This window comes from Amycolatopsis sp. BJA-103 (genome assembly GCF_002849735.1).
Lineage (GTDB): Bacteria > Actinomycetota > Actinomycetes > Mycobacteriales > Pseudonocardiaceae > Amycolatopsis.
Window position 1 is genome coordinate 4960862 of the sequence record NZ_CP017780.1, and the last position, 11505, is coordinate 4972366.

The window sequence follows — 11505 nt, forward strand, 5'->3', positions numbered from 1 at the left end:
TGCCGGTGTCCGCTGGGGACTGCACTAGCACGCTGGTCTCGCGTACGCGAGACCAGCGTGGCGTACATCCGCCGGATCCGTCGCTTCGTACTGCCTGGCCAGCATGTCTACCAGGTCGAGCATCGGCAGGTGGCTGTCGAGGAGGACGTCACCGCCGAAGCGGTGGGCCACCTCGGCGTAGGCATGGTTGCCATCCTCGTTGCGGCCCCGCAGGAACTTGACCAAGTCGACCATGCGGTCATCTTCGCGCACCGGCACCTCCCCGGTAGCCGACGCAACCCGCGACCCGAAAACCAGACCCGAACAACCACGAAACAGCAGATAGTCCGCACGCTCCCGATGTGCCCGCCGAATCCGAAAACCAAGTCCGTGCAACCCGCGCGACCACCGTCCAGCTCTACCTATCGAACCGCAGCTCAGCGCGGCGCACTCCCGCAAAGTTCAGCCAGGCGGGATAACGACTGCCAACAGTAGAAACCCTCCAACCGCATGGCGGCTGGCGCGAGAAGCTCGCCGCACAGGCGACTGGAGACACCACCAGTACCCTGCGAACAAACCCTTGCCGATGGAGAACACACTCTGCGCGCACGCTGCAACTCGTGATCCAGCAGAAGGTTCCACCGTGCCCATCGGATCCCCACGGAGCAGGCCCCCGGGTTCGGGGCACAGGGTGTAGTCGACATTGTCGAGGTATTCGAGGTCCTCGTCGCCGAGGATCTGCAGGAGTTCGTCGAAGGCGTACTTGTACTCGCCCCAGGCTTGATCGCCGGCTACCGGACTGTCGATCGTGATCCGCCTGAACACCCACCCGGGAACCAGGTAAGCAGCAGCGTGACACCCAGATCCTGCTCCACGGTTGCCCAGGACCTCTCGGGGGGTGGACTGCCGTTGCCAGCCCAGCAGGGCGTCGATCTCATCGACGCGGGACGGGATTTCGGAGTAAGTCATCGATTTTCCCTGGCCCGCACCGGCCACAATATTAGCCACACCTCGCTGCCTGCTATCCATCGCACACGTGTTAGGTCATTCGTATCCTGGATTCGGCTTCCATATTCCATTGCCAAGATGTACAGAGGGGACCCTGAAGACCGCTGGCTCGTGGTCCAGGTTCCAGCCGAGTATGTTGTTTTCACCGTTATTGACGAGTACTTCGAGGATGATCTCGACCATCGGCTTCGAGGTTTCTTTCCACTTGTCGAGGTCTTGGTTGTAGTAGGCGACCGGCCAGTGATCTGGTTCGGAGCGGCCGGTCACCCAGCAGAACATTCCTCCTTGCAGGTCATCTCCCCATGGAAGAAGTCCTTCACGCTCTGGGAATAGCCGGTAGTCGGCATCATCCAGGTAGGTCATTTCCTCGTCCCCGATGACATCGATCACCGAGCGAACATCGTTTTCGATGTAATCAGAAAGGTCTACGCGCGCGTCGATAGGGTTACGAACCCAGATCGCGTTCCGGTAGCTTCCAGAAGGGAACCTCGAGAGCAACTGCTTGTAGTCATCCGGCAGTGATGTGCCGAGTTCGCGTTCAACGAACTCCCAGTCACGTGCGGTCTCGATTTCGCCCCGCCATCCCGAGATTTGAGCGAGACGCTCCACCAGTTCCCTTGCTGAGCTTTTACTCACAACTCTCCTTTAGGGGGGCGTCGAATGGGAGTATTGTATCAATAGCACCCACTCTTACTGACCGCACCCCCGCCGACAATGTTCTCAATCGTCGCATAGCAGCGGTATCCATTGTTTCCGATGGCGTCGATGAAAATCCACTGCGGAAGCGGGGCCATACCCGATGGGTATTGCACCCATACTCGATAGATTATTCCTTTATTTGTAGCCAGCGCTCGGCCTATCGAGTTCTCGACAACTTTGACGTCTGGATTGTTGACTCGCTTGTACTGGTTGACGATATTGATCAAGGAGTTTGATCCACTGAATCGGGCCGCGATGAGGTGGCCGCGTTGCATGGTGCTTCCGTCGAATCCGACGGGAGTGGCCCTGGTTCCTGTGTTTTGAATTGATTTGGTCACGCAGGTGATACCGCCTCGCGCTCGCAAAGCGGGATCCCCGAGGTAGGTGAAGGGCTCCAGCGGGTCGTTGACGGGCTGGTCGGCGGGAATGGTGCCGTTGCCGCAGTCGTCGACGCGTTTCTTGTCCTTGGCCGGGTCGAGGCGGGGTCCAGGTTCGGGGTCGACCCGGGGTTCGACTCTCTTCAGTTCCTCTTCTTTGTCGAGGACTTTGCAAGGTTTGCCGGCGGCGAATCCGTCGCTGGCGACGCTGTGGCAGTTGCGGAGCTGCCGGATGACGTCGCGCAGGTTGTTGGCGATCCTTCGGCCGGCGATCTTGAGGTCTTTGAAAGTGCGTATGCCTTTGACGATGCGGACGACGGCGGAGACTGCGTCGGGAATCTTGCTGAGGACCGAGGCGATTTTGAGGATGGGGAGGGCGTTGATGACGGTCATGACGCAGGCGATGAAATCGCCTTCGGTGAAGCATTTTTTGGCGTCGTTGTAGCCGACGATGTCGAGAATGATCTGCCCGCCCTCTGCGACGATGAAGTCGAGCAGAGGCTTGTTGGAGTCCGCGCGGGCGAGGTTGTACTGATCGACACCTGCTTGCCCTTGCTCTGTGCGGAGCAGCTCGACTTCCTCCGCGGTCAGTGCGGGGACCTCGCTGTCGTCGGTGATGGCCTCCTCGGCCTGCTCCCGCTGCCGCTGTTCGTCCTCCAACCGCAGCTGTTCCTGGATCTGAGCCAGCTCGGCCTGGATATCCCGGGCGACCTGCCCGACGTTGTCGGCGCGGGCCTGGGTGTCTTTGGCGTAGTTCTCGGCGTTGGTGGCCGCCTGGTCGGCGTCGCGGGCGTGTTGCGCTGCCCGGTCGGCCGAGGCGCGGGCGGCGTCGGCGTCACGCTGGGCCTGTGCGGCGGCTTCTCTCGCGGCGGCCGCGTCGTGTTCGGCGCGGGTGGCGGCGGCGCTGGCTTCGTTGGCCGCGGTGGTGGCGTCGTTCGCGGCCTTGCGGGCCGCGCGGGCGTCGGCTTCGGCCTGGTCGGCCAGCCGCCCGGCGAGGGCGGCGTCGGCGGCGGCCTGGTTCGCCGCCGCGCGGGCGGCCTGGGCATCAGCCTGGGCGCTGGCGTCGACGGCGTCCGCGTCCGCGGCGGCCTTGCGGGCCGCGGCACCATGGATCGCTGCCTCGGCGGCCGACTGCTGCGCCGCCGCGGCCGAACGAGCGGCGTCCGCGGCCGAGCTGGCGGCTGCGGCGGCCGCCTGGTAGGCGGGAGCGACGTCGGCCGCGGCGTCGCGTGCCGCGTCGGCGGCGCGCTGTGCTTGGGCCGCGGCATCTATGGCGGCGGCCTGGGCGGCCTTGACCTGGGTGTCGCCGATGTCCTTGGCGCGGTTGGCGACCGCGATGATGAAGTCGGCGTCGATGTCCGCCCCCGTGAAGGGGCTGACGATCGCGATGGCCATGACGTTGATGGCGATCGTGGACACGGTTTCCCGCCAAGCACGGGTAGTGAGGCCACGTGTGAACAGCAGTCCGAGGTAACCGGTGGCGATAAGCAGAGCCAGTTCACGGAGTTTAAGCCCACCGATGATCGTGGTCTGCCAGATCTTCTCCAGGTCCTGGGCGGGCGCTTTGATCCAGTCGACGACTCCTGCGGTCATGGACCATTCGGTGAACCAGACAGCGAAGCCAAGCGCGTACTTGCCGACGGCGAAGCCCATGTTCGCCAGCCAGAGCCAGATCGTCGGCATCGGATTGGTGGCCAGCCAGGGCAAGTTCGCGAAGAGGTCGTAGTTGCGCAGGTCGCGGCCATGGCCATCGTCGACGGTGAACATGCCCTTGAGGTGCGCGGCGTGCCCGGGATCGTCCTGCAGGGGCAGCGTCGGCCTGTCCGGATCGGGGCGGTCCAGGCTCGGCGGAGTCGGCTGCAGCACGCGGGGATCCGGGACGACCAGGCACAGCGGATACGGCTGGCACGGCCGCGGTTCGTTCGGAGGCAGCGGCAAGACCTGGGCACTGGCGGGCGCGGCATTGCAGAGGACCAGAATGAGCAGGATAGTGGCGAGCGCGAGGGGTTTCGCGACACGCACGTTGAGCGTCATGAACGTCTCCCTAGGTCGCCGGTTGTGTCCGAGACATGGCGCTCACCTGGGGGTTTGATTCAGGTCCGGAGTGGACCGCGGGCGACGATCGGCGTGGTGAGGACGGCTTGGGGCAGCGTCCGATAGGGCTGAGTGAGGACCTTGACCTTGCCGACACGGCCGGAATGGTCGCGCACCAGGAACTCACCTGCCCGAGCTCGGCGTTCTGGCTCGCCACCGGCGGGATTGAGCGGCGACAGGTCCTTGGTGACGATCTCCTGGTAGCGGGTGTCGGCGGGATCGACGCCGAGCCACGCGAGACCGTGCCGGGCAAGTCCGCTGTCACGATGGCGACCGAGCATGCGGACGGCGATCAGGCCACGAAGGACTTCGTCACCAAGATCCCGCTCGGTGTGCGATCCGAACGCGGCGTCAGCACCGTGCTTACGTCCGTCCCGGACGAACTCCAGCGCGATCTGCTGACCTTCGGGCGTGCCGGTGACGTTGTAGGCCTCGTCGCAGATGAACTGGCCCCATCGCTGCGTCCCGAAGCAGATCTCTTTGGCGATCGCCGCGATCAGCAGGTGGAACGCGCGGCCGAACAGCTTCCGCGGCGGGATACGTGCGGCCATCCGCTCGTTGCTCATCTCGAGCGTGCTGGGCAGCGGAACTTCGTTGGTGCAGAAGACCACCATGTCGGCGGAAAGCAGATCGACAGGTTCGAGATCGGCGTCGAAGATCGGCCGGGTGATCGGATCACGCCGGAGTCGTCGCAGCCGCTCCGCGAGACTCCATGAGGCCGGGTCCGCGATACCGTGCTCGGCCAGCACGTCGATGAGCACGTTGCTCGATACATCCGGTGTGCCGCTGACCTGGTCGAGGCCGCGACCGAGTGCGTCACGTTCGGCCGAGTTCGACTCCAGGTCCAGCCACGAGGCGAAGAAGGTTTCGGCGATTCCGGTGCTGGACTTGGTCTTGCCGCGAAACACTCGAAGCGGGTCGCACGAGTGCCGGAGCTCGGTATCGGCGGCACGTTCATTGTCGAGGGTCGGATCGATGATGTCGACGACCTGGCAGTTCCCGGGGAGGGCCCGTGCGACGGGATCCCATTCGCGGCTTCGGGTGCGGTCTATGGCGATCACGCGGCCGTCGAGCATGAGACGGACGACCGCGGCGATGTTCTTCAGGACAACGGACTTCCCGGAACCGAGCTCGCCGATGACCGCGACACCGCCGGACGAGTCGTGGGTGGGGCCGTAGGTGGGGTCGAGCAGGAACGGCGAGATCGCACCGCCGTCCAGCACCATGCCGAACAACGCTCCGCTGGGGTCACCGAACTCGGTCGACGACATCGGCAGCAGCATCGCGCAGTCACTGGCCAGGAGGTTCTGGCTGCATTCCCGCACGACCAGCGGAGTCCGGTAGCCGGGAAGCAGCGCCTGGTAGAGCTGCTTCTGTCCGCCCAGCGGTCGTTCCCACTTGTACTCGCCGCCCAGGAAAGTCTGCCGCAGCGTCTTCGCGTGCGCGTCACACTCCGCGGCGGTTGCGCCCCACACGCAGGCGACGACACCGACTTCGAGTTCGATCTCGGTGGTACTCGCGCCGAGCCGGGCGTTCTTGTGCTGGATCTCTTCCTGCGCCGAGTGGACATCAGCAGGGACGCCGGCGGTGTCCCTGCCGTGCTCGGCGTCCTGACTCATCAGGTCCCGGGTGCGGCGCCGGTTGGCCGCGCGGGCTTCGTCGTTCGTCTTGGCCGAGATCCGCAGGACGTAGTCGACGCCGAATCCGATGTCCGCCAGGCGCGACAAGATCTCGTGTCCGGGAAAGGTGAAGGCCCGCGGCATCTCGGCAAGCACCAGATATGCCTGGTAGCTCTCGATGAGACCGTCGTCGTCCGGCGTCACGCACTTGAGGAACCGCTTGTTCAGTACCTGCAACGGATTCCCCAGCCGCTTGGGCTCATCCGTGCGGCCGCCTTCGTCGAACACGGTGCCGCGGAGCGTCACCAGCCGCGCCCGCCCACGTCCGTGCGAGAGCGTCGCGCCCGAATTGTGCACTGCGGCCGTGCGGTCGAGCTGAGGTTCACGTACTCCGCGGACCGGTGCGCGGCAGAACCACCACAGCAGTTCGGCCTCGGTAGCGGGCCGAAGCGGGATGGCGCCACCGAGCTCCTGTTCTGTGACGCGGGCCAGCTCCTGCACCTCAGCAACGATGTGAGGAGACACCGGCCGCGGTGGGATGCCGAGCCCTGCGTTCAACGCGACTCCCACGGCTCGCAGCAGGGCCCGGCCACCGTCGCGCCACCCGTTGCCGGTGAGGGGTTTAGCGATCCAGTAGCTGCGTCCGAGCACGTCAAGGTCGTCGAGCTGGTCCCATGCGTTGTGCACGGTTTCCGCCCAGTGCGGATTCTTGTCGAGGTCGATGTCGGCGAGGCAACGCCGGATGATCGCGTGAGGCTGAACCTGCTCGCACAACGACGCGATCATCACCTCACCACGCAGGGACTTCATGAACATGACAGTGCGGCTGTAAAGCTCGTGCAGTTGCTTTCCCGCCGACCGGGCGCTTTCCCGAGGAAGCGCTCGCCACACGGCCCATGTCGATCCATCCGCGCAGAACAGCAAGTTGCCGTTGATGTCGAGGATCTGGTTCTCCATCACCGCGCCCCGGCCAGTAGCCGCTGCAACGACGACATCGTCGTCGGCTTACTGTCCACGCCCACGTCCATACCGTGTACGTAGAACCGCTGCCTGCAGAACACCTTCCGGTCTGGTCGGTAAGCCCGCCCGGCCAGCGTTCCCGACGACGGCGCGAACAGGTGCGCCATGAATCCGATCAGCCAACTCGCCGGTGTCCGTGATTCGATCCGAGCTCTCCGGATCGCGATCGCGGTCAGCGGGACACCCCAACGCGCCGGGCCGAGCCAATCCAGCAGCGGCAGCTTCCACACCACGAGCAGGAGAACCAAGAAGACCACGCCCTGAGTGAGCGTGTACGGCCCGCCGGGCAGGTAGCCGCCGTCGCGACCGGGCATCCGTCCGAACATCCTCGGAAACCGGCGCGACCGCGTATACGACCGTCCGATGAGGACATCGCCGCGGCCGCGTTGCGCGCTCATTTGGTGAACCAGGCACCGAACATGCCGGATACGCCGTCGAGGTTGAGCAGGATGCCCAGGAAGATCGCGGCGATCACGCCGTATTTGATCGAGCGGGTGAAGTTACCTCGCGTCCCGATCAGCAGACCGATTCCGCCTACGACGGCCGCGAGCAGGATCAGGCGGCGGACAGCTTGGTCTCCCCAGGCGAGGTTGGCGTCGATCCAGCTTTTGACATCGGCTGCGAGCACGATGGTCGACATCTCGTCTCTCCTATTCGCCGGCCTTGGTCGAAGGTGAGGCAGGGATCCCGGCAAGGAGCGGAGCCGGGTCGATCCGGCTGACTTCCCAGCGCCCTGCCCGTGCTGTGAGCGTCAGGGCGTAGTCGACGGTGGTGACCTGCCCGATGGCGTCATATCCCCAGGCACGCGCCGTCACGTGGATCTCGGTTCCGTCCAGTGGCCGAGCTGCCTGACCTGGCTCGAACGGCTCATGCGTCCGCAGCTCCAGCAGCTGAACCTCCGCGTACGGGGGCGGGACGATCACGCCGATGCGTGTGCCTGGCGCGATGTAGCGGTCCAGCTCTCCTCGGCCGACCAGGTAGGCGAGCAAGAAGCCGTGCACGGACTGCCCGATAGGTCCGTTCAGTTCCGCGGTTTCCGGGTAGTCGAATTCGACCGCGGCGAGCGTGTGGGGGCAGGCGACCGGTGTCGGCAAGGCCACTGCGACGTAGCCCTCACCGCTCCCGACGAGGCTGACCTGAGCGCAGGTCAGCCTCGCGTGATGTTTCCCGTCGAGTTGCTGGACCAGCATGCTGGCCGCGACGACTACCGTCCACGAGCCTTGTCGAGGCGATGTCACCGACAGCGTGCTGGTGTCGACCGGAATCTGTGTACCGACCTCGCGGGTCGACTTCTGACCCGCTGGGTAGAAGGCCTCCAGCCCGGCGGAGTCGTCTCTGCTCGCCGAGAGCCACGACCGGATGTACATCTCCGCCCATCCCTGCGGCTGGTCCGCCCCGAGCGGCGCATCGGCATGCGGGACTCCGGAGGGCACGTCCGGTCGCAGCACCACCAGGCCCACGATCACCGCCAGCGGACTCGCGATGATCACGCACCATCCCAGCACGCGGCCGAACCGCCGCGTGACCGCGCGGGCAACCGGCTCCAGCTGGGCATCAGGAATCATTCGCGCGATTCGGTTCTCACGGGGCTTCATGACTGCGCCTCGATGCCCATCACCTGATGCAGGCGTTTGCGCAGCTCTCGATCACCGGAACTGGCCAGCCTGTCCAGTGTGTCGCACGCCGGGAACCCGACCTCGTCGAGGAAGCGCCGGAGCTCCTCGTACAGCTGCCGATCGACGAGAGCCGATCCAAGCCGTCGTCCCAGATCCCTCGCTCGGACGCGGGCGTGGGCGACAAGAAGTTCACCGGGGGCAAGGTCTGTACGGGGTCCGGTCACAGAGACTCCCTGAGGTCTGGCGGGCTGCGGCGCTCAAGACACGCGCAGCACCGCTGACCTTTGATGCACCTCGCCCGCTGCTCGGGCCCCGAAGCGCTAGTACTGTCGCTGCCATTCGCGACCAGCGTTCGCCAGCGTGTCGAGCGCCCGGTTCCGCCGACGCGTGGCGGTCGGTTGACTCACGCCGAACAGCGCACCGAGCTGCCGGTCGGTCGCGACGCCGTCACGCCCCATGTCTTCGCCGAAATATCGCGCGGTGAGAATGGCTGCTTCCTGCTTGTCCAGCCACTCCTGCTCGACCGCCCACGACAGCAGTTCCAACAGCTGTTCCGACGCATCCCTCTCGGTCTGCACCTCGGCGAGTGGACGGTGCACCGCATCGTCGTCGATGCTCACGACCTCCGCGGCGACTTGACTGGTATCGACACCCAGCGCGCGAAGAGCCGACCGTTGAGTGTCACGGACCAGGTTGGCTGCGACATGGTGACGACGGCGCAACGGATAGCAGCGGATCTGCTCCCACAGGTGCCCGATGACCGCAGCCTGGACATCGGTGTTCGCCTCATTCGCCGAGACTCCGCCCCCGGTTACACCGCGGCGAGCACCGAACGCGCCGAGCGCTGCCCGAGTCGCACGAATGACCCGGCCGACGATGCCAGGCACGGCGGGCAGCATGGCGTTCAGAGCGAGTTGTGCGGCAACGGCTCCTTCGTCACGCTCGATCGCGGCCCGCTGCAGTAGCGCGTAGAGGACTTCGTCGTGACGTGCATAGTCGCGGCCGCTCAACACGTCAGTCAGCTGCTGATGAGATCCGACGTCGGCCAGCGCCGTGTCGTGCTCTGACCATGAACACAACGCGGCGTCGAACCTTTCGAGCACCTTGGGGCGGGCAAGCTGTCGTTGAAGTGCGGTAAGTGGGCTGCAGGCAGAGGCGGACATCGCGGTGGCCCTTCGAGCGGCGACAAGATCGCCACGAGGCTCGAAACCGCCCCTCGCCCCTTCCCTGGCTCAGATGCTTGCCCTGGGCTGGGGCAAGCCGAAAGGTCACCCGATCGGACGTACGAAGGCCAGTGCTGGACGGCAGTCCAAGCCGCCAGGCGAGATTGGATCGCTATGCCCGAGACCGGTACCCAAGCGCAGTCTCGACTCTGGTGAACGAAGCGAGACGGGGGTTTGTGGGTCTCGCTATCCCTAGCCGACGATGAGCAGAACTGTGCCCGGCTCGTCGGAGGTTCCTACGATTCGGCTTGTTGTCTCCCTCGCGGCGACCAGGGTCTCGCCGGAGCCAAGGCCAGTCTCGGCACCTTCAGGCCGGTGGCTGCTCGGCTGGTGGTTCGAGCTGCCGCGCATCGGCAGGATCCGATCGGCGGAGAACGAAGATCTTCGCCAACGCGATGAGGCTGGGGCCGGCAAGGAGCGCCGCCAACCACACCTGCCCACTGACGCCGACGATGACCGCACCGACGAGCATGCCGATCACCAGGGCGAAGCCCGCCCACAAACCACAAAGATGCCGGAAGTGGCGCTGACGCCGCTCTTCCTGCTCGTTCCGGAGGACCTCGAGCCGCTGGGCGTCTTCCCTCCGGATACTTTCGAGCTGACGCTCGTGTTCCCGCTGGAGCTCTGGTTCCAGCGCCTTGAGTGCGACTTCCAGGTGCTCGGCCGGAACTCGCGCCCACATCCGAGCGATCTGGACAGCGCGGGACGGCGGTGGCTTCTCGTCACTCATCAGCGGGGCGTCCTGTCCGTGCCGTCGGCGAGGAGGTCGTCCGGCGGCGGCCCGAGCTTGCTGAAGAGACGATCCAAACCCTCGTACACCTTGGTCAAGGACGTCTCCGGAAAGTCGGGTTCGGTCTCCGCCGGGCCGAAATACCAGGTCGCAGGCTTGTGCGACCTGGTGGGCTGAGAGGTGCCGGGTCTATCACGCTGCTCAAGTTGAGGAGAAGCCTGTGCCAGGCTCTCCCTTGCTTTGGCGAGCCGTCTTTTGAAAGTCGACGGACTGACCTGCAGTTGATGGGCTGCTTCGAGCTCGGAGTAGCCAAGATAGACAAGAGCCAGGGCCGCGCGTTGATCCGCGGCTAGCCGTCCCAAAGCTGCTTCGAAGTCGACCCTGGACGCGACCTGATTGGCGATATCAGGTGTGGGAATGTCCGGGAGCTCACCGACGGGCGATGCTCGGTTAGCGACGCGATCGAGTCGATCGACCCGCCTCGCGGCGTTCATGACAGTCACGTGCAGCCAGGTCGATATGCTCACGTGTGCAGGTGCTTGCTCTCGACCACGCCAGGCCACCAAGAAGGCGTCCTGCATCGCCTCGGCCGCCAACTCGGGACTCCGCGTCACACTCAACGCGATTTTCCATGCCGCGTCTCGGTGGCGTCGAACGAACTGCTCGAACACGGCGCGCGCTTCAGCCTCACTGCCCGGTTTCGCGCTGAGCAGCTCGCGATCCGTCGGCGAGTCCATCCCTGACAGATTAGCCGGATGTCGCAGTCGACGTGAACATACGAATCGACGACACCCACCCCAGGTCTCGGAGAGAACCTCCCATTCACTCGATCGGGTGCGTCGTGTTCCAGTGACATTCCTACGCGACCGCATCGTTCGAAGCTGCCGACGCGCATGTCTCCAGAGGCATTTTTCGGTCCGGCGAGACTGGACGCGAGACCGGCGAGACCAGGTTCGATACAGGTCTCGCCACCGCGCCAGTACCCGGATGACGGTCTCGGAGGGCTGATGGCGCGAGCATCAGAAGACGAGAAACCCGAACCTGCGCTCCCGTCCGGGGAACCTGTGTGGTGCTACGCTCAACCGAGCAAGCGCGGCATTGATCGCACCTTTTCTGGTCATATAGACCGAATCCATGGAA

At 65.0% G+C, this 11505-nt stretch carries 12 protein-coding genes; all 12 read right to left on the reverse strand.

Annotation, left to right across the window (positions count from 1 at the left end; genetic code table 11):
• Window positions 1-24: 24 nt before the first annotated feature.
• Window positions 25-234, reverse strand: a complete 210-nt coding sequence (locus BKN51_RS21325; RefSeq protein WP_101609305.1) for a hypothetical protein — start codon at window positions 232-234, stop codon at window positions 25-27.
• Between the two features lie 207 nt (window positions 235-441).
• Entirely contained in the window at window positions 442-948 is a 507-nt protein-coding gene (locus BKN51_RS21330) for a hypothetical protein (protein WP_233223633.1), read from the reverse strand.
• Window positions 949-1023: 75 nt separating this feature from the next.
• The gene (locus BKN51_RS21335) at window positions 1024-1623 is read right to left on the reverse strand and encodes an SMI1/KNR4 family protein (protein WP_101609306.1); all 600 of its coding nucleotides are present in this window, start codon (window positions 1621-1623) and stop codon (window positions 1024-1026) included.
• Between the two features lie 38 nt (window positions 1624-1661).
• Window positions 1662-4097, reverse strand: a complete 2436-nt coding sequence (locus BKN51_RS21340) for a DNA/RNA non-specific endonuclease (protein WP_101609307.1) — start codon at window positions 4095-4097, stop codon at window positions 1662-1664.
• Between the two features lie 59 nt (window positions 4098-4156).
• Window positions 4157-6586, reverse strand: coding sequence for an ATP-binding protein (locus tag BKN51_RS21345; RefSeq protein ID WP_233223641.1), 2430 nt, complete (start codon window positions 6584-6586; stop codon window positions 4157-4159).
• 146 nt (window positions 6587-6732) lie between these two features.
• Entirely contained in the window at window positions 6733-7110 is a 378-nt protein-coding gene (locus BKN51_RS21350; RefSeq protein ID WP_233223643.1) for a hypothetical protein, read from the reverse strand.
• Between the two features lie 80 nt (window positions 7111-7190).
• Window positions 7191-7436: a hypothetical protein gene (locus tag BKN51_RS21355; protein WP_101609309.1), complete on the reverse strand. Its 246-nt coding sequence runs from the start codon at window positions 7434-7436 to the stop codon at window positions 7191-7193.
• 10 nt (window positions 7437-7446) lie between these two features.
• Window positions 7447-8361, reverse strand: coding sequence for a conjugal transfer protein (locus BKN51_RS21360; RefSeq protein WP_101613365.1), 915 nt, complete (start codon window positions 8359-8361; stop codon window positions 7447-7449).
• Window positions 8362-8387: 26 nt separating this feature from the next.
• Complete coding sequence (locus BKN51_RS43230; RefSeq protein ID WP_146044378.1) at window positions 8388-8636, reverse strand: hypothetical protein; 249 nt, start codon at window positions 8634-8636, stop codon at window positions 8388-8390.
• Between the two features lie 96 nt (window positions 8637-8732).
• Entirely contained in the window at window positions 8733-9575 is an 843-nt protein-coding gene (locus BKN51_RS21370) for a hypothetical protein (protein WP_101609311.1), read from the reverse strand.
• 367 nt (window positions 9576-9942) lie between these two features.
• The gene (locus tag BKN51_RS21375; RefSeq protein WP_101609312.1) at window positions 9943-10365 is read right to left on the reverse strand and encodes a hypothetical protein; all 423 of its coding nucleotides are present in this window, start codon (window positions 10363-10365) and stop codon (window positions 9943-9945) included.
• The gene (locus tag BKN51_RS21380; protein WP_158255788.1) at window positions 10365-11102 is read right to left on the reverse strand and encodes a sigma-70 family RNA polymerase sigma factor; all 738 of its coding nucleotides are present in this window, start codon (window positions 11100-11102) and stop codon (window positions 10365-10367) included. The genes BKN51_RS21375 and BKN51_RS21380 overlap by 1 nt, the downstream gene beginning before the upstream one ends.
• Window positions 11103-11505: the final 403 nt, after the last annotated feature.